This window comes from Lysinibacillus sp. ACHW1.5, from assembly GCF_022014815.1.
GTDB classification, from domain to species: Bacteria; Bacillota; Bacilli; order Bacillales_A; family Planococcaceae; genus Lysinibacillus; species Lysinibacillus capsici.
This window is the reverse complement of the sequence record NZ_CP091777.1, coordinates 3,864,599-3,884,040: the sequence shown is the minus strand read 5'-3', so window position 1 is coordinate 3,884,040 and position 19,442 is coordinate 3,864,599. Positions and strand designations below refer to the sequence as shown.

Annotated in this window: 19 protein-coding genes; 12 read left to right on the top strand and 7 right to left on the bottom strand. The window is 37.8% G+C overall.

Annotated elements, in window-relative coordinates:
- Positions 1–128: 128 nt before the first annotated feature.
- Complete coding sequence (locus L6W14_RS19565) at positions 129–455, top strand: YtxH domain-containing protein (protein ID WP_131521944.1); 327 nt, start codon at positions 129–131, stop codon at positions 453–455.
- Positions 456–477: 22 nt separating this feature from the next.
- A complete protein-coding gene (locus L6W14_RS19560) occupies positions 478–1,395 on the top strand; it encodes a YihY/virulence factor BrkB family protein (RefSeq protein ID WP_004225576.1) in 918 nt (305 codons plus the stop codon).
- 174 nt (positions 1,396–1,569) lie between these two features.
- On the opposite strand, the gene L6W14_RS19555 is transcribed toward L6W14_RS19560, so the two are convergent.
- Together L6W14_RS19555 and L6W14_RS19550 are read right to left on the bottom strand one after the other, a co-directional pair.
- Positions 1,570–3,474 (bottom strand): heavy metal translocating P-type ATPase, encoded by a 1,905-nt coding sequence (locus L6W14_RS19555; RefSeq protein ID WP_131521943.1) that lies wholly within the window; start codon positions 3,472–3,474, stop codon positions 1,570–1,572.
- A gap of 272 nt (positions 3,475–3,746) precedes the next feature.
- Positions 3,747–5,285 carry a fumarate hydratase gene (locus tag L6W14_RS19550; RefSeq protein WP_131521942.1) on the bottom strand — a complete coding sequence of 513 codons (1,539 nt, stop codon included), beginning with the start codon at positions 5,283–5,285 and terminating at the stop codon, positions 3,747–3,749.
- Between the two features lie 188 nt (positions 5,286–5,473).
- On the opposite strand from L6W14_RS19550, the gene L6W14_RS19545 reads away from it, so the two are divergent.
- The gene (locus L6W14_RS19545; RefSeq protein WP_131521941.1) at positions 5,474–6,274 is read left to right on the top strand and encodes a YwqG family protein; all 801 of its coding nucleotides are present in this window, start codon (positions 5,474–5,476) and stop codon (positions 6,272–6,274) included.
- A 41-nt stretch (positions 6,275–6,315) separates the two neighbouring features.
- Here L6W14_RS19545 and L6W14_RS19540 read toward each other — a convergent pair whose 3' ends face one another.
- Positions 6,316–6,501, bottom strand: coding sequence for an SE1561 family protein (locus L6W14_RS19540; protein WP_237898727.1), 186 nt, complete (start codon positions 6,499–6,501; stop codon positions 6,316–6,318).
- Positions 6,502–6,873: 372 nt separating this feature from the next.
- Here L6W14_RS19540 and L6W14_RS19535 point away from each other — a divergent pair, with 372 nt between their 5' ends.
- Positions 6,874–8,058, top strand: coding sequence for an MFS transporter (locus L6W14_RS19535; protein WP_237898726.1), 1,185 nt, complete (start codon positions 6,874–6,876; stop codon positions 8,056–8,058).
- Between the two features lie 238 nt (positions 8,059–8,296).
- On the top strand, positions 8,297–8,932 hold the full coding sequence (locus L6W14_RS19530) for a hypothetical protein (RefSeq protein WP_131521938.1): 636 nt from the start codon (positions 8,297–8,299) through the stop codon (positions 8,930–8,932).
- A 325-nt stretch (positions 8,933–9,257) separates the two neighbouring features.
- Here the strand turns inward: L6W14_RS19530 and rlmD are convergent, their stop codons facing one another.
- The 3 genes from rlmD to L6W14_RS19515 are packed head-to-tail and all read right to left on the bottom strand — an operon-like array spanning position 9,258 to position 12,475.
- Entirely contained in the window at positions 9,258–10,637 is a 1,380-nt protein-coding gene (gene rlmD / locus L6W14_RS19525; RefSeq protein ID WP_131521937.1) for a 23S rRNA (uracil(1939)-C(5))-methyltransferase RlmD, read from the bottom strand.
- A gap of 37 nt (positions 10,638–10,674) precedes the next feature.
- Positions 10,675–11,499, bottom strand: coding sequence for a polysaccharide deacetylase family protein (locus tag L6W14_RS19520; RefSeq protein ID WP_009371550.1), 825 nt, complete (start codon positions 11,497–11,499; stop codon positions 10,675–10,677).
- A gap of 58 nt (positions 11,500–11,557) precedes the next feature.
- Complete coding sequence (locus L6W14_RS19515) at positions 11,558–12,475, bottom strand: TIGR01777 family oxidoreductase (RefSeq protein ID WP_237898724.1); 918 nt, start codon at positions 12,473–12,475, stop codon at positions 11,558–11,560.
- Positions 12,476–12,679: 204 nt separating this feature from the next.
- On the opposite strand from L6W14_RS19515, the gene recX reads away from it, so the two are divergent.
- The 3 genes from recX to L6W14_RS19500 are packed head-to-tail and all read left to right on the top strand — an operon-like array spanning position 12,680 to position 14,079.
- Positions 12,680–13,483, top strand: coding sequence for a recombination regulator RecX (recX, locus tag L6W14_RS19510; protein WP_036219262.1), 804 nt, complete (start codon positions 12,680–12,682; stop codon positions 13,481–13,483).
- Positions 13,480–13,809: a YfhH family protein gene (locus tag L6W14_RS19505; protein ID WP_036076977.1), complete on the top strand. Its 330-nt coding sequence runs from the start codon at positions 13,480–13,482 to the stop codon at positions 13,807–13,809. Before recX ends, L6W14_RS19505 begins: the two co-directional genes overlap by 4 nt.
- Complete coding sequence (locus L6W14_RS19500; RefSeq protein ID WP_048394780.1) at positions 13,810–14,079, top strand: YfhJ family protein; 270 nt, start codon at positions 13,810–13,812, stop codon at positions 14,077–14,079. It abuts the gene before it with no gap.
- Between the two features lie 36 nt (positions 14,080–14,115).
- On the opposite strand, the gene L6W14_RS19495 is transcribed toward L6W14_RS19500, so the two are convergent.
- Positions 14,116–15,102, bottom strand: a complete 987-nt coding sequence (locus L6W14_RS19495; protein WP_054549020.1) for a metal-dependent hydrolase — start codon at positions 15,100–15,102, stop codon at positions 14,116–14,118.
- A gap of 197 nt (positions 15,103–15,299) precedes the next feature.
- Between L6W14_RS19495 and mutY the strand changes: the two genes are divergently transcribed.
- The 4 genes from mutY to L6W14_RS19475 all read left to right on the top strand — a co-directional run bounded on the left by mutY (position 15,300) and on the right by L6W14_RS19475 (position 19,401).
- Positions 15,300–16,349, top strand: coding sequence for an A/G-specific adenine glycosylase (gene mutY, locus L6W14_RS19490; protein WP_048394777.1), 1,050 nt, complete (start codon positions 15,300–15,302; stop codon positions 16,347–16,349).
- Between the two features lie 77 nt (positions 16,350–16,426).
- A complete protein-coding gene (locus tag L6W14_RS19485; RefSeq protein WP_004230485.1) occupies positions 16,427–16,606 on the top strand; it encodes a gamma-type small acid-soluble spore protein in 180 nt (59 codons plus the stop codon).
- Positions 16,607–16,924: 318 nt separating this feature from the next.
- On the top strand, positions 16,925–17,476 hold the full coding sequence (locus L6W14_RS19480; protein WP_004230486.1) for a nucleoside tri-diphosphate phosphatase: 552 nt from the start codon (positions 16,925–16,927) through the stop codon (positions 17,474–17,476).
- Positions 17,477–17,655: 179 nt separating this feature from the next.
- Positions 17,656–19,401: an ABC transporter ATP-binding protein gene (locus tag L6W14_RS19475; protein ID WP_305799918.1), complete on the top strand. Its 1,746-nt coding sequence runs from the start codon at positions 17,656–17,658 to the stop codon at positions 19,399–19,401.
- Positions 19,402–19,442: the final 41 nt, after the last annotated feature.

Below are 19,442 nucleotides of genomic sequence, written 5' to 3'. Positions count from 1 at the left end.
AAAAAATGTCAACTCTGTATTTAGGCATTGCTTTAAAAATAGACGGTTATTGGGTAGAATAAGGGCAGAAGACTGTTTATTTATGAAATAATAGGGAATAGGCAACTATACAAGCAGGGGGTTTTATTATGGGTCAAAGTAAATTATTAGTATCTATTGTAGCAGGAGCAGCTGTAGGAGCAGCATTAAGTATGTTAGATCACGCTACACGAGAAAAAACAATTGCCTCAACAAAAAAGATGAAGGAAGCCATCTCATACTATGCTGCAAATCGAGAAGAATTGCAGGTTTTGGTAGAGGAAAAAGTACTAGCAGCAAAGGTGCTTTGTGAAAGTGTGTCAGATAATGTCAACACAATTGCTGAAAAGGTGGATGAATTTAAGGATTTACCTTCCACGATACAGGGAATGATTGAAGATACGAAATCAGCCTTTACTTTACCTCATAAGGAGTAAAGGTCGTTTTAGGAGGAAATGTATGGAAAAGAATAAAGCAACATTGCATAACGCTTTTGGGTTTGTAAAGTCGTTTGTCTCTCCAGAGGAGGGAGCGATTGATATTATGACATCCAAGGGTTTTATCCAAGATTTAATAGGTCGGCTCAAGCGAGTTGAAATATCTGCGCTTGCTGCACAATTGGCTTATTTCTTTTTACTATCGTTCTTCCCCTTACTTATTTTCTTGGTGACACTCCTACCATATCTTAACTTAGAAACAACTCAGGTTTATTCGTTTTTAGTGAATATCTTACCTGATGAAGTGTATAAGCTTATTGAAAATACACTGAATGAGATTTTAACAAATCGCAACAGTAGTTTACTATCGATTGGGGTTTTAGGTACAATTTGGTCTGCATCTAAAGGCATTAATGCACTGCTTCGTGCTTTAAATAAAGCCTATGATACAGAAGGGAGAGCAGGCATATTAGATAGGGGTTTATCACTAGTTTTTACAATCGCTCTCGTCATTGTTATTGCCGTTGCGCTCTTATTACCGGTCTTTGGTCAGCAAATTGGACATTTCCTATTCTCAATCGTCGGAATAGAGGAGCAATTTGAATCAGTTTGGCATAGATTAAGATGGTCAATCCCGCCATTATTGATTTTCATCGTATTAATGGGCATCTACTGGTTTGTGCCAAATACAAGTCCTCGTTTAAAAATAATGGGCGTATGGCCAGGAGCGTTATTTGCCACGCTTGCTTGGTTAGCAGTCACATATGGTTTCTCTTTTTATATTAATAATTTTGCAAATTATTCTGCTACATACGGTAGTATTGGTGGCGTCATTATTTTAATGCTCTGGTTATATTTTACGGGAATCATTTTAATCTTTGGTGGCGTATTAAATGCTACAATGCAGAAAAGAGCACTTCAAAAGGAAATTCGTCGATAAGGAAATGAATTCATTATAAAAAGCCTCGCTAAACTCCTAAAGAGTAGCGAGGCTTTTTTAACTTGATTTTAGCTGATTAAATGCATCAATTATTCAATAAAAGCCTTAACGGATGGCGCAGGAAGAGGAGCTTTTAAGCAAGCTGGACTCAATTATGCTGAGGCTTAATTGATGTTAAACATTTTTATTGAGCATACGTAAACCATTTAGAATAACTAGAATTGTACTACCTTCATGCCCGATTACGCCTAAAGGCAAGTCGACAACTTGTAAAAAGTTAGAGGCGATTAATAAGACAATAACCCCGATAGAAAAGAAAATATTTTGTTTCACAATACGTTGCATTTTACGTGATAAACGAACAGCATAGGCGATTTTTGATAAGTCATTTTTCATTAGCACGACATCCGCTGTTTCAAGCGCCACATCTGTACCTTCACCCATAGCGATGCCAGTAGTTGCGGTAGCCAATGCAGGGGCATCATTAATACCGTCGCCGACCATGCCAACAAATTGATGTTGTGTAAGTAGGCGTTTCATTTCAGTTACCTTCGTTTCTGGCAGACATTCTGCGACGTATTCAGTAACGCCAGCCTCCTTCGCGATAACTTTCGCTGTTTTTTCGTTGTCACCTGTAAGCATCACCACTTGAATACCAAGCTCTTTTAATAATGTAACAGCCTTTTTAGCTTCGGAGCGCACAGTATCCTTTAATGCTGTTAATGCAACAATACCATGTTGATCGCGAATGAAAATAACTGTTTTTCCCTCTTCTGTAAGTTTAGTTACAGCACCATTTGCAAAACTGTTAGCAAGTTGTACATCAACAAACTCTGGTTTGCCTACTTGATACTCCTTGTTTTGAATCGTTCCTTTAATACCCCAGCCAGGAATATCTTCAATTGTTGCTTGTGGCAGTATGTCGATTCCTTCAGCCTTAGCATAGGAGGTAATCGCTTGGGCAAGGGGATGATTGGATTGAGATTCAATTCCTGCAAGAATTGCTAGAGCCGTCTCACGTTCTACTCCATCACGGACAATAAAATCTGTAACAACTGGTTTTCCTTGCGTTAAAGTACCTGTTTTATCGACCGCCAATGCACGTAACACACTAAGATGCTCTAAATGTAAACCACCTTTAAATAGCACACCATTTTTTGCACCATTTGATATAGTAGCGAGTGTTGCAGGCATAATGGAGGCAACGAGTGCACAAGGTGAAGCAACCACTAATAACACCATTGCTCGGTAAAAGGTTGTTGTCCAGTCCCAGCCGAGTAAGAAGTGGGGAAGAACCATCATAATGGCAACACCAAGTAAAACAAATTTTACATAAGTCCCTTCAAACTTTTCGATGAATTGTTGAGAGGGAGATTTTTCACTTTGGGCACTTTGAACGAGCTGTATAATTTTTTGGAAAAGGGTCTCTGAATTCGCCTTTGTCATTTCCATAGTAATAGCACCATTTAAGTTGACTGTGCCTGCAAAAACTTCGTCTCCTTCGCTTTTTGAGATTGGCAGTGGCTCACCGCTAATAGCTGACTCATCAATAGAAGATTGGCCTTTAAAAATAATGCCGTCTGCTGGAATTCGTTCGCCCGGTTTAATCAATAAATGATCCCCGATTTGTAATGTGGAAACTGATACTTTCATAGGCTCAAATCCGCCACGCACTAACCAAGCTTCTTCTGGCTGTAAATTCATAAGTGCAGATATTTCGCGATGACTTTTATTCATCGCATAAGTTTCAAGTGCACCACTTACTGCAAAAATAAATATTAGGATGGCCCCCTCTGTCCAATAGCCAATTGCAGCTGAGCCAATTGCAGCTAATACCATCAACAGCTCAACATTTAGCTTTCGCTCTTCTATGGTTTCTTCAATGCCTTCTTTTGCTTTCGCGAAACCACCTACACAAAAGGCAATTAAATATAGTAGAACAGAAGCTGTTGTTTGTCCACTTGTGTCTAAACGCCATGCTAGTAAGATGAAAATTCCAGCCATTAATGCAGCAATTAATTCTGCATGTTCTTTTATTTTCTCAATTATGTTTATGTTTTCTCGATTAGAGTATTCCATCTTTATCCCTCCTGATAATGAAAATCAATATCAAAACCTTTATAAATTAGCGTTGTTTTGAGCTATTCAATTGAAAATGGATTTCAATTACCATCTCTTTTGTTTAGAATTATTATAACAAAGGAATTTATAAAAATAAAGTAGGAAGTTTGATGGAGATTTTTAAACAATTTGCGAAAGGATTGAAAAAGGCACAGTCTATTCACTAGGAATATTCTGTGCCTTACAAAATTGTGCAATAAAACGAGTTACTACTGCTACCTATTATTTAATTAGAAGACTCTTTCTGCATGCAAAGCTAGTTTTTCTAATGATGATTTATCCACATCTGCATGTAGTGAGTTACCATGTGAATCCATTGTTACAACTGCTGTAAATTTTTCAACATTTAAGTGCCACATAGCTTCAGGGATACCGAATTCCATTAAATCAACACCATCAACGCCTTTAATACAATCCGCATAGTATTGTGCTGCTCCACCGATTGCATTCAAGTAAACGCCACCATGCTCATTAAGCGCTTTTAATGTTTTTGGTCCCATTCCACCTTTACCAATAACAGCACGGATACCGAATTTTTTCATGATATCGCCTTGATAAGGCTCCTCACGAATTGAAGTAGTTGGACCAGCCGCTTTCACTGTCCAGTTGCCTTCTTCGTCTTTTGCCATTACAGGTCCACAGTGATAGATAACTTGTCCATTTAAATCAACTGGTGCATCGTGGCTCATTAAATGGTGGTGGATGGCGTCACGGCCAGTATACATACGACCAGTAATCGAAACGACATCTCCAACTTTTAATGAACGAATTTGTTCTTCAGTAATTGGCGCAGTAAGTTCTACTACATCTGTAGTTGTATCTTCTGTTGTAGCAGCAACTTCATTTTCTTTGAAGGTAATTTTTTCACCTTCTTGATAGTGCCAATTCAAAATTTCGCCAGTTTGAGGATCGATGTCCACAGCCATACGACGGTAAGCCCAACAATTATATGCTACTGATACATAGAAAGAGGCAGGAATACGGTGCATTACGCCAATTTTACAGCCTAATAATGTTGCTTCACCACCGAAGCCCATTGTACCGATACCAAATGTGTTAGCCGTTTTAACAACGTATTCTTCTAACTTAGCAAGATCTGCATTTGGATTTGTATCTTCAACATGGCGGAATAATTGCTCTTTTGCTAAATCATAGCCCGAAGAACGGTCTCCACCAATACCTACACCAATGAAACCAGCAGAACACCCTTGACCTTGTGCTTGGTATACAGAGTGTAAAATACATTTACGAATACCATCTAAGTCACGCCCTGCACGACCAAGACCTTCTAATTCACATGGTAGACTGTATTGAATGTTTTTATTTTCACAGCCGCCGCCTTTGAGAATTAACTTAATTGTAATGTAATCTTTTTCCCATTGTTCAAATTTCATTACTGGCAAACCATCACCAAGATTATTACCACTGTTTGCACCAGATAATGAATCCACCGCATTAGGACGTAATTTAGCATCTGCAGTTGTATCGCTGATTGCTTTTTTGATTGCAGCTTTAATTTCTAATTGGTTTACGCCAACAGGAGTATAAATTTTGAAAGTTGGTAGCCCTGTATCCTGACAAATTGGTGACACGTTATCTTCTGCCATAATAATATTATTTGCGATTGTGTCTAAGCTCATTGCTGCACGAGTACCAGCATTTTCAGCTTCTTTTGCTTTTTTAATAGCACGACGTACATCCTTAGGTAAATTCGTAGATGTTTCAGTAATTAAATCGTAAAGACTCTTCTCCAAATTTTGTAGATTCATTGGTATTGCCCCCCATAGAAAAATTGATTATTTCCACGTTACATTATACTCTTTTCAACTAATGAAAAAAAGAGTCCTTATCTGAGACTGCTAAATTAAAGCATATTTTAATAATATAGAAGGAGAGTATTGATTTTACAGAACATTTGTTCTAAAATAGAATAAATCCAATATTAGGCGGAACTTGCATGGCTGCTAAAACTTTACTTGAATTACCAGAAGCATTCGAGCAATATAGACCATTAATAGAGGGGACAATGAAGCCTGTTGTAATGGTTAATACGGAGATAAGCAAGACAACTTTATTTCAAAGTAAGTTTGCAGGAGATCCTTATTTCCCATTGGCGATGGAATATCCAAAAAACATGAAGGGACAACCGTTAAAGCTATTAGCTCAAATTAACTTTGCAGAGGTTCCTATGCATTTACCCAATTTCCCAGAAGAGGGAATATTGCAGTTTTATATTGATGGTTATGACGATGTTTTAGGAATGGATTTTGATAATGGACAAAAACAAGAAGGCTTTCGTGTAATATTTCATGAACAAGTTATGCAAGATGAAGCACAGCTTATACAAGACTTTTCTTTTATAGAAATAGATGATGAGGAATTATATTTTCCTGTCGAGCGTGAAATGGCATTATCCTTTACTACAGGCGTTGAGCCGATGTCGATTGATGATTTTAGAAGCAATGAAAAGTATGCTAGCATCTTAACAGCTTTGGAGGATGACGAAGCATTAGAAGACAGCTTCTATGATGCTATGACTGGTGATGGTTGTAAAATTGGAGGCTATCCATTCTTTACGCAAGAGGATCCTCGAGCATATGGAGATTATAAAGATTCAATCATTTTGCTGTTACAGATTGATAGTGTCGGCGACAATATTCTTTGGGGTGATTGTGGCGTTGGCAATTTCTTTATCACAGAGGAAGAGTTAATGAATAAAGATTTTAGCAAGGTACTTTATAATTGGGATTGCCATTAAAAAACAAGCGAGCACACGATGCTCGCTTGTTTTTTTATTCATTATTGTTCACGAGCATGAAATTGCTCCATTTTGTCCTCTAAATCATCCATCATTTGGATTAAGCGATCAATATCTTCTAACTCAGCTGTTTCAGGATCAAGGGCATCTAATACTTCTAAAAACATCTCCAGACGCTCTTTTAAATAGGTTACTTGTTGCTCTTTATTAGTGATTGGCTTTGACATTCGTACACCTCATTTCATCCCTTTCATCGTAGCCGATTTGAGCTTAAATTTCAATGTTTAGGGAAACACCTAGGACTAAGAGATTAATTTTAAAAAAACAATAGACAGAATATTTACAATATTGAGTATGTATGTTAAAGTTGTTTTAAGATAAAGTAAAGGAGCTGATTGAAAAAAGTCATCTGTAACGCTAACTCGAAAAGGAGGGAGTTTAAACAAGTAATCGGTAATATTCAAAAGCCGAAAATCGTGTTTATACAATTAAATGAGGATAAGTATTAGTTAAGCCTTAGCGTAAAATCACATGTGGTGAGCGCTAAGGCTTTTTGGTATGCTGTTCTTTGGAAGAATGACTAGATAGTGGAGGGAAAAATGACGTACTTCTCAGATTACAGCAAGAAAAGATTTACCATTTTAGTAATAATTGTATCCATATCAGGCTTTTCACAAGGGATGCTATTACCGCTTATTTCGATAATTTTTGAACGTGATGGGGTATCCTCTGCATTGAATGGCTTGAATGCAACAGGCTTATACATAGGAACATTATTGATTTCACCATTTATCGAGCAGCCCTTACGCAGGTGGGGCTATAAACCGATTATTTTAATTGGTGGAGCACTAGTTTTTGCGTCTTTACTTGCATTTCCTCTATGGAAAAGTGTGACCTTTTGGTTTGTCCTTCGTTTATTAATTGGCGTAGGCGATCATGCCTTGCATTATGCGACACAAACATGGATTACAAGTACAGCAGATCATAAAAGCTTAGGAAAGGGAATGGCCATCTATGGCTTATCATTTAGCATAGGTTTTGCTGTTGGACCACTTATGGTGAGGCTAATTGAAATTGCTGAGGCGCTACCGTTTATCGTATCTTCAATAATGTGCCTATTAGCATGGTCCTTTGTATTTCTCTTACAAAATGAAAAGCCTGAGCGTTTAACAGGTGACTTAAATGCCAGAGGGTGGCAACGGTACAAAATGGCTATTTTATTTGGGTGGATTGCCTTTTTAGGTCCATTTGTTTATGGCTTTCTGGAGTCTTCACTAAATGCCTTGTTTCCTGTCTATGCACTACGCAAGGGCTTTGAAGTCGGCATGATTCCTATCATTTTATCTGTTTTTACATTTGGTGGTATTTTAACGCAAGTGCCGCTTGGTGCACTAGGAGATAAAGTAGGGAGAAGGAATATTTTGATGATTGGGTCATTTGGTGGCGCAATTATTTTTGCGATTGCAAGTTTTTTAGAGCATTCACAATTCGCTGTGGCGGTCGCATTTTTCTTAACGGGTACGCTGGTTGGCTCGATGTTTTCTTTAGGAATTACATTTATGGCTGATTTGACACCAAAGGAGCTACTGCCTACGGGGAATTTACTATGCGGAATTGCTTTAAGTATTGGTAGCTTAACAGGTCCATTTTTAGGTGGAGTTTATTTAGAATATGTAAAAAATTATAGCTTCCTTTTACTTGTGGCTATGCTTTTGCTAGCCGTTGCAATCGTTTTATTTATATTTGGACGCCGCAAGCATCAACAACCAACGATGGCAAAATAAAAAGAGCGGGGCTCATCTCCCGCTCAAAAAACAAAAAACGCCCAGCAAATCCGTGCTGTTATGGCGTTTTTTGCGTAACAAGGATGTTCCGTCCAAGTTACATAGGTTTGGCACCTAGAAAATTATTATACAGACATGTTCTAATGAAAGCAATAAAAAATAAAATGGGTATTTTTGGACATTATCTATCTTTCTATTTATAATAAAGGAACACTTGCTTAAAAAGGAGGTTTTTATCATGACAGAAATGAAAAAACTATCTATCCACCGTGCTTTAACAGAATTAAAAATGCTGACTCTACGAATTGAAGCAGCAACAAATGAGGTTAGCGCAGTCGTAGCTAATCGAAAAAGCAATCGTAAAATTAATGGTGTAGACATTCCTGAATATGAAAAACAAATGCAAGCATCCTATGATAAAGTGCTAGGTTTAATTTCCTATCGAAATAAAATAAAAGCACTAGTTGTGCAGTCCAATGCAAACACAAAGGTGTTGGTGGGCAAAGAGGAAATGACTGTAGCGGAGGCAATTGAACGGAAACAATCCATTCAATACGAAAAGAATTTGCTAGAAGTTATTCAGCATCAGCATCGTTCAGCTATCAATACGGTTGCCAAAGAAAATGATGCATTACCTGCAAAGCTGGAAACCTATTTAATTAACATATTGGGCAATAAAGATAAACAATCACCAGAGGAAGTTAAATTACATACCGAAACATTTATGAAAAGAAATGAGTTTGAAATCATTGATCCCCTAAATGTTAAACAACAAATTGAGAAATTGAGCAATCGGATTGAAGAATTTGAATCAGAGGTGGACGCTGTCTTATCAGAGTCGAATGCCACAACCTTTATTGAAGTACACGTTTAAAAAGATTTGCATGTCCTAGCGAAAATGGAAAACGAAAAGTCACTCGCGCTTCAAGGCATGTGTGCGAGTTAAAACGTAAAACATGCCTTACTCCAATGGTAACTTTCAACTAAACTGATTTGAAAGCTCAAAGGTAAAAGGTGAAAGTACAAAGCTTACGTTTTAAAGTTCTTTGGATAAAAGCTGAAAATTTAACATTTAATAATCATTTAAATCCTGGGTTATTGGTTAAGGTATCGACTTTTCTGGACCATCCATCATCCACCAGGCAGCTTGTGCTGTGCATTAGAAAAAGGACGTCTCCTAGGGAAACGTCCTTTTCATACTATTTGTTTTTTAAAACAAGTTTTGCAACGCATTCCACCTGCGCCGTTTGTGCGAACATATCCACAGGCTGAATATACTCAACATGATAAAGCTTCGTTAACTGTTGTAAGTCCTTTGCCAAAGTGGATGGGTTACAGGAGGTATAAACAAAACGTTTAGGTTTTAGTTTAAGGACTGTTCGAATAAATTCAGGTGCTAGTCCTGTACGTGGTGGATCTACCGTAATCACATCAGGAGTAAATCCTTCCTTGCGCCATTTTGCTAGGACACTTTCCGCTGTACCGACTGCATATTTCGTATGCTTGAAGCCATGGTTTCGAGCATTTTTACGAGCATCCTGAATGCTTTCAGGAATGACATCCATTCCACGAACTTCCTTCGCTTTATCCGCTAACCATAATCCAATTGTGCCAACGCCACAGTATGCATCAACCACTGTTTCTTTTCCCGTTAAAGCAGCAGCTTTTTTAATTTCATCATAAAGATGAACTGTTTGCGTTGGATTTAGTTGGAAGAAGGCGCGAGCGGATAAATCAAAAGCCAATTCACCAAGCTCTTCATGAATGGTTTCTTTGCCATCAAGTACAACAGTTTCATCACCGAAGATTAATGATGTTTTTTCACGGTTAATATTTTGCGCAATGGATACTATACTCGGATCAATTTTTTTAATACGTGTAATCAATTCAGCTAAATGAGGGATTTCTTTCCTTGTTGTGACAAGAACGACTTGTGTCTCCCCGGTACGAATACCTGTACGTACAACAATCGTACGCACTAAACCATCTAGCGTACGACCATCGTAAATAGTGATATTTAGCTTTTGCAAAATTTTTCGAGTGGCAACGGTGATTTTGGAAGTGATCGGATGTTGAACAAGGCAATCATTAATGTTTAACAGCTTATTACTTCCTTCAGCAAATAAACCTGCGTAAACACGCTTGCCTTCTTTACGTACTTGGAATTGGCTTTTATTACGATAATGCCAAGGATCATCCATGCCAAGTGTTTTTCGCACTTCAATTGTTTCGAGTAAAGGTTTGGCATAACGCTCTAATGCTTGTATAACTATGTCTCGCTTTTCTATTAGCTGTTTTTCATAGGTCATATGCTGAAGCTGGCAGCCGCCGCACTCATTGTACACTGGGCACGGTGCTTCCTGACGATGTTTTGAAGCTTTACGAATGGCTAAAATCTCTGCTTCAGCAAAATTACGTTGTGTTTTTGTTACTTGAGCTGTGATCTCTTCACCAGGAATGGCTCCTTTTACAAATATCACATTACGTTTATAAAAGCCTACACCTTCACCATTAATGCCTAGCCTTTTTATTGTTAGTGGGAATTTTTGTCCCACGGTCATTGTTGTTTGCTGCGTCAAACGTTCCACGTCCCTGCTCTATATTGTCATCTCCCCATTATAGCGAAGGAGCAGGCGATTGCAAAGCAACAGGGAAATCTTCGTATTCTAATACTAAATCATCAAGCGATAAGAACGTATAACCTTGCTTTTTAGCTTCTGCAATAAACATTGGTAATGCTTCGGCATTATCCTGTGCTACGGTATGCATTAAAATAACGGCACCAGGATGCAGTTGTTCCATAAGTGCATTATAAGCATAATCTGCCCCACGACGCTCATCCTTCATCCAATCCTTAAAGGCCACAGACCAGAAAATATGACGATAACCTTCAGCATTGCCCACCTCTAGCACTTTTGCATTAAAAATTCCTTCAGGTGGACGAGCGTATGTTGTACGATCGATGCCTGTCAATTCACGTAACTTGCCATCGAACTTTTGCCATTCTGCACGCATGCCATCTGGCGAAAGTCGAGCCATATTAGGGTGTCCATATGAGTGATTCCCAATAGTATGACCATCCTTCACCATACGTTTTACTAAATCGCTTGCACTGTCTAAGTAATGGCCTGTTAAAAAGAAAGTAGCAGGTACATTTTCTTTTTTCAATGTATCCAAAATACTTTCAGTAAAGCCGTTTTCATAGCCATTATCAAATGTTAAATAGGCAATTTTTTTATCTGCCTTCCCTTTATAAATCGCACCATATTTGTCGAGTAACTGATCGAGCTGTGCTCCTGCCTCTGCCTGCTCACCGTTTTTAGCACGTTTAAAACCCCAATGGTGTTCATCAGAACCAGCAGCAAAAAATGGATTAAAGCTAATTCCTGCGGCAATAATAAAAGTAGCAATTACCGCACCAACAATATGTTGTTTCCACATAAAAAACGCATCCTTTCTTTTTCATTAGAATGCGTAATTACTTAAAAAATTATCCAACTTAATTTTTTCTATTTTGAGCCTTTAACAAATTTTCAAGTGCTTGCTTTAAATAAGGGTATTTAAATATAAAATGTTGTTGTTCTAATAGGGTTGGTAGCACTTGTTGTCCTTCTAAAACAAGTATGCTTTGTTCGCCGAGAGCTAAACGCATCGCAAAGCTAGGAACAGGCAGCCAATGACGTCTGCCCATGACTTCGGCAATCGTTTGACCAAATTCCTTCATTCTCATAGGATGCGGGGCTGTTATATTAAATGGTCCATGAATATTTTCATTTGTAATAGCAAAATAAATAGCACGTGCTACATCTTCAATATGTACCCATGAAAGCCATTGCTCCCCAGAGCCAATCGTTCCACCTATATGCATTTGATAGGGCAATAGCATGGGTGGAAGTGCGCCACTATTTCTACCTAAAATGACACCAAAGCGTGCAAGAGCCACACGAATACCTAATGCTTCTGCTCGTTTCGCATGTCGCTCCCAATCGTGGACTGTAGTGCCTAAAAAATCAGTTGCGTAATCCGCAAAATCTTCATCATAGATGGCTTGTGTGGAAGTAGGGTATATACCAACTGCACTAGCATTGACAAGGACTTTTGGTTTTATCGTGAGCATGTCCATTATACGTATAATCTCTAGTGTGGCATTCATTCTGCTCCAATAGATAGCTTTCTTTTGCTTTTTTGTCCAACGACCATTATTTAATGAAACACCTGCTAAATTCACAAAGGCATCTACACCTTCAAAGATGGCCAAAGTTTGCTCCTGCTGATGTAGCCATTGAACATAGTGAACGCCATTTTCTAGTTTGGACTCATGACGCGTTAAGACAAAAATGTCATGTCCGTTGTCCTGCAATAGCTGTATAAGAGCTTTTCCAACAAAGCCAGTGCCACCTGCAATCACTATTTTCATAACAAGCACCTCTTTTCTCGAATAAAACGCTTACTAATAAGTTTATCATGTAAGCAAAAAGTAAACATCTTTAGGCATTAATTGCAGATCAGGAAGTTTACCCATGGAAGGAAGGGAATGCCCGCGAACAAAGGGAAATTAACCGTGCTAATTGTCAGATCCCCCATCAAGAAATGCTATAATGATAATAGTGAGGTGTTTGCTATGCGTATGATTACGAAAATTGCACGTCAAAAAAACAATCCTGAACGCTATAATATCTATTTAAATGAAGAGTATGCTTTTCCGGTTGATGAAGCCATTCTCATTCAATTTGGTTTAACAAAGGGAAAGGTGCTCGATGAATTCGAAATTCAAGAGATTGCCTATGAAGATGAGATACGTAAGGCATTTAATAAGGGGTTAAACTTCCTTTCATATCAAATGCGAAGTGAGCATGAGGTTAAGAAAAAACTGCTCAACTTAGAATTTGGAGAAGCTGTAGTGTTAGAGGCAATCCAAAAGTTAAAATCCTATGGCTTTATTAATGATGAAAACTATTCAAAGGCTCTTCTTGATACAAAGAAAGCTACTATGAAAAAAGGACCAAGAGCCATTAGACAAGACATGATCAAAAAAGGCATTGAGAAAAACTTGCAGGATGAGGTGCTTGCTACATATAGTTTTGAGGAACAAGTAAAACTGGCGAAGCAACTGGCAGAGAAAATTGTTCGAGCGGAGAGCAAGAAGACCCCAACACAGATTAAGACCAAAATTCAGGATTACTTATTAAGAAAAGGGTATGCTTTCTCGATTGTAGAAGAGGTGCTTAGCCAAGTTGAGATAGGGCAGGATGATGACAACTGGCAGCAGCTACTTGATGCTCAAGGCGAAAAAGTTTGGAAAAAGTACGTATCGAAGTATACTGGTTATGAGCTAAAAATGAAGGTTAAACAGGCGCTCTATCAAAAGGGTTTTCCTATAGAAGTAATAGATCGTTTTATAGAAGAGAAGGAGAATGAAGAATGAGTGAAAAAAATTATGCAGCTATGTCTGAACATGAATTGCGAGAGGAAATTGCTTTTCTAAAAGAGAAAGCTCGAAAGGCAGAACAGCTAGGGATCATCAATGAGTTTGCTGTTTATGAACGCAAAGCTTTAATGGCTGCGGCTTATTTAGTGGATCTTGATACAATCGTTCCAGGAGAAATGTATCGTATTGATGGTTCAGATAATGAGTTTTTCCAAGTAGATTATTTGAAGGGTCGCTTTGCTTGGGGTCATCGTTTAGGTGGAGACAAGTACCAAGAGGCACTACCAGTATCTATCCTTTCACCAGTAAAGGTGGGCAAATAAATGGATGAAAAAATTGAGAAACTAACACAAGAGTTACTTGCAAAGAATCCTCAGATGTCTGTTGGACGGGCACAGGTTTGGGTGGAGTTGTTATGGAGTGACTTTGAATCAACTGCCGCGAAAGCAGGGTATGATTATCGTGGGGCAGAGTATACAGAAAATCTTGTTCGTCAATTAATTGCAAGCTATGGTGATAAACTACATGCTTTTGCAGGGCGCAATCCGAAGTATATACATTTACTAGATGCTAGTGATGATATGGTACAATAATAAAAACCCTGACCAATATTGGTCAGGGTTTACTGCTTAATTACTCGCACCAATTTGTAGTTTTTTCTGGAGCTTATCTTCTGTAAAAATCCAGCCTGTGTAAGACGTAATAATGTCATTCGCATCATTTAAATGTGCTACGGCAACGAAAGGATAGCGATTGTCACTACGGTAACGCAAATCGATTAACCTTACTTCTATTAGGCCGTTTTCAAGCTCGGAAATCTCCCATCGATACATAGGAGAGAAAGACACAAATGCAGCTAAGTTAGGATCTTTCATTGCAGCATCTACAAGCGCAGTTTTAGGCAAAGGCTTAATTTCGAATTTATCGTAAATATTAACAGTCCTTCCATAAGCACGGCCAACATAATAATGAGTTTTTGACTTTGCTGCGATTCGCCAGTGGAAGAAGCGCATAGTAGGTGCTACAATGACATATTCTTCATCTTGAATAGTATGATGCACCGCGTTTTTTACTGCTTTTTGCACAGCAAATCGTAAAATATAGTAAATCACGATAACCACGTACATGATACTGAATGTCCATACTGGATTTGTACCAAATGCCCATAACACAATACCTACACAATGTAAGGTAAAAATGATGGGATCGAAGGTATTAATGACACCTAACGCAACCCATTTTCGAGAGAAAGGTCGAATTGCTTGTGTACCATACGCGTTAAAAATATCGACAAAAACATGAAGTGCAACAGCTAAAAATGTCCAAAGCCATAAATGTAACACATTCACATCTTGCAAAATCAGTGATAAAACAATTGTAATTAAAATAGGCCATATAGCTACAGCTGGTAGTGAGTGTGTAATTCCACGATGATGTCTGATATAGATGGCGTTATTACGTAGTTTTAACACAGTGTCGACATCTGGAGCTTGTGAGCCAATAATTGTACCTGCCATTACTGCTGTAAAAGTCATTGAATGATTGGCTACTACAGGGTCAGCTAATGCAAGACCGCCAAGGGCAATACCCATAACGAAATGTGTACCTGAATCCAAAAATATCCACTCCTAGTATGCATTAAAATCGAGTACAATGTGCATACAACTTTATTTCGAACATAATAAAAGGTATATTGAAATATTCTGACACTCGTGCGAAAGCGACGATTATTGTCGATCTTCCACGAATATTCTTTTCTTCATTGTATACCCTTTTCATCATAAATTAAATCGTAAAAACAACGGAGGTCACTGTGAATTACCCATATGTAACAGAATTTCGACAATCATTAGTTGACTGGTTTAACACAGAGAAGCGTGATTTACCGTGGAGACACACAACAGATCCTTATAAAATTTGGGTATCTGAAGTGATGCTACAACAGACACGTGTCGACACAGTTATTCCTTATTACAATCGCTTTATGGAAAGTTTTCCAACATTAGATTTGCTTGCAGAAGCACCCCAAGAATACTTATTAAAGCATTGGGAAGGTCTTGGCTATTATTCTCGTGCTCGCAATTTACAAGCAGGTGCTCGTGAGGTTATAGAAAATTACGGTGGTATAGTACCTGACAATCGCCATGAAATATCTAAATTAAAAGGTGTTGGTCCCTATACTGCAGGTGCTATTTTAAGTATTGCCTATAATAAGCCTGAACATGCAGTTGACGGTAATGTTATGCGGGTTCTAAGTAGAGTGCTTGATATACATGAAGATATAGCTATTCCCAAAACGAAGAAAATTTTCGAAAGTGCGGTTGAGGAACTAATTGATCCTGATCATGCTTCATCGTTTAACCAGGGCTTAATGGAGCTGGGTGCACTTATTTGTACACCTACCTCTCCAAAATGTTTATTATGCCCAGTCAGAGAGTATTGCACAGCTTTTAATGAGGGAGAACCAGAAAAATTACCTGTCAAATCAAAAAAGATAAAAATGAAGCATCTCACATATGATGTTCTCGTATATGAAAATGACAAAGGACAATTTTTAATGCAACAACGTCCTGAGCAAGGCCTGCTAGCTAATCTATGGCAATTTCCAATGATTGATACAAGCCAATCTTCGGTAGAAAACTTTACAATGGAATATAAAGTAATTGTCCAAGCCAAACATGAATTACTTACATTTAAACATGTTTTTTCACATTTAACTTGGCATTTAAATAGCTATTATATAAAATGCGAATCGACTGAGCTAGGTGATTGGCTAAATCGTGAGCAAATAGAACTTTTACCGATGCCTGTGCCTATGCTAAAAATTTGGGATGAAGTAAAAAAGCAAACGGCAGGAAAATAAAACCTTCTTAAAATCATTGATACATGAGCATAAAAGTCATCACCTCCGTACACAATAACTAGCGTGGAGGTGAATGAATGATGAAAAAACAAAACAACCAAAATTTCCAACCGAATAAAAACATGCAACGTCAAAGTGAAGAGTTTGGTTATGAAACGGACGTAAATGAAGTGCAAAAGCAAAATGCGAAAGCAGAGCAAAAGAAAGCTCCAGCTTCTGGCCGTTTCTCAAAAACTAACCAAGATTTAGGTGAGTAACACTTTGTAACTGCATAATTGCATTTACCTCTAAGGGGCTGTCTTAAATCCGAAAAGATGAAAAAGACAGCCCCTTTCAAATTGTTTAGGTAAGTAAATCGTCAGCATAAAAGGAAATCCTCTATAGCATTAACTAAAAAATCCCATCAACGCTGACATTATAATAAAATTCGCTTATAATTGACTAAATTTTATACAAATTCAAAATAGCGTAGTGAAATTTGTGGTTTTCTAACTACACCTTTCGCGTACACATTGCTATAATATACTAGAGACTGCTAGATTTAGGTAGCATAGACGAAAAGGTGGGCTAACAAAATGGCATTACCGGTAGAAGGAGAAACGATACAAATACATAGTTATAAGCACAATGGCCGTATCCACCGTGTTTGGCAAGAAACGATGGTTTTAAAAGGAACGAAAAATATCGTAATCGGTGCGAATGAACGGACACTTGTGACAGAATCCGATGGTCGTACATGGCTAACGAGAGAGCCTTCTATTTGCTACTTCCATGCGGAACACTGGTTTAACATCATCTGTATGCTACGTGAAGACGGTGTGTATTATTATTGCAATCTAAGCTCACCATTTGTTTTCGATAATAATGCCATTAAATATATCGACTATGATTTAGATATTAAAGTTTTTCCTGACATGTCTTATACCCTTTTAGACGAGGATGAATATGAGCTCCATCGTAAGGAAATGTCTTATCCTGATGTCATAGATAAGATTTTAAAGCGCAATGTCGATAAATTAATAAGCTGGATTCAACAAAAAAGAGGACCATTTGCACCCGATTTCATCGATGTCTGGACAAATCGTTACAAGTTCCAGCTTGATATGCAGTCAGATGATCAATCATGACACCTATTAGTTTAACTAATAGGTGTTTTTTTATTGGAGGGGAACAGAGTGTTGTTAAGGCAAAGGTAAAATAGTCCGCTATAAAGTCATCATAACTGTATTTTAATCAAAATATTGCTATAATACATAGGGCATTCATCTTCGAATGTCTGTTTCTTTTGTAAGGATGTGATGATAAATTGGGAAGCATTAAGCGATATATGCGCTTTGTTAAACCCTATACATGGGAAATTATTTTAACGATTATCATTGGTATAGTAAAATTTGCTATTCCACTATTTATTCCACTGCTCATTAAGATTGTGCTAGACGATATTATTGCAGCAGATGACTTAACAGATGTAGAAAAAACAAAAGAACTATTTTATTGGCTAGGTGGCACTATTATTGTATTCTTTATTATCCGTCCACCTATTGAATATTATCGACAATATTTTGCACAACACGTAAGCAACAAGGTGCTATTTGATATTCGTAAGGAAATTTATGCACATTTACAGCGTTTAAGCTTAAGGTACTATGCCAATACACGAGCAGGAGATGTTATTTCAAGAGTAATTAATGATGTTGAACAAACAAAAACCTTTGTCATGACAGGTTTAATGAATGTTTGGTTAGATCTGGCGACAATTGTAATTGCGATTGCCATTATGCTAACCATGGATGTGAAGCTAACACTAGTAGCGTTAATCGCATTTCCATTTTATGCTTTCAGTGTGAAATACTTCTTTGGCAAATTGAGAGATTTGACACGGAAACGTTCTCAAGCACTTGCAGGTGTACAAAGCTATTTACATGAACGTGTAGCTGGTATGAGCATTATTAAAAGCTTTACTTTAGAAAAGCATGAACAAAAATTGTTCGATTCAGCAAACGGTGAGTTTTTAGAAAAAGCGCTTGATCAAACAAAGTGGAATGCAAAATCATTTGCTGTCGTGAATACCATTACAGATGTAGCGCCATTACTAGTTATAGCCTATGCGGGCTATCAAGTAATAAATGGGTCACTTTCAGTTGGAACAATGGTTGCTTTTATTGCTTATATTGAACGTTTATATGGCCCACTTCGTCGACTGGTTAGCTCGTCCACAACTTTAACGCAGTCAATCGCTTCAATGGATCGAATGTTCGATTTAATAGATGAGCCTTATGAAGTCAAGGATAAGGACTATGCTGGTGAACTCCCACGTGCAAATGGGCAGGTTCGCTTTCACAATGTATCCTTCCAATATGAAGAAACTGGCTCACCTATTATAGATGCTATCGATTTAACGATAAATCCTGGGGAGACTGTTGCCTTTGTAGGGATGAGTGGTGGTGGTAAGTCAACGATTATCAGTTTAATTCCTCGCTTTTATGATACAACAAGCGGGCAAGTGACCATTGATGGAAAAGATGTACGGGATGTCACTTTACATTCCTTACGATCTCAAATTGGTATTGTCCTGCAAGATAATATACTTTTTAGTGACTCTGTCAAAGAGAATATTTTAATGGGGAAACCAGATGCAACAGATGCACAGGTCATCGAAGCAGCGAAAGCGGCAAATGCCCATGACTTTATTATGAGTCTGCCTAATGGTTATGACACAAAGGTTGGGGAAAGAGGAGTAAAGCTCTCTGGCGGACAAAAACAACGAGTTGCCATTGCGCGTGTGTTTTTAAAAAATCCACCAATTCTAATCCTTGACGAGGCTACTTCTGCATTAGATCTAGAAAGTGAAGCACTGATTCAAGAATCATTAGACAAGCTTGCTCATGAACGAACAACTATTATTATTGCGCACCGTCTTTCTACAATTACCCATGCTGACAAGATATTCGTCATCGATCATGGTCAATTAATTGAAAGTGGAACACATGAACAGCTAATGGACAGTCAAGGGACATATTATAATTTATTCCAAGTACAGCATTTAGATTAAAATTTTCCGTAAAATACATGGTTTAAGAATTTTTTTCAAAA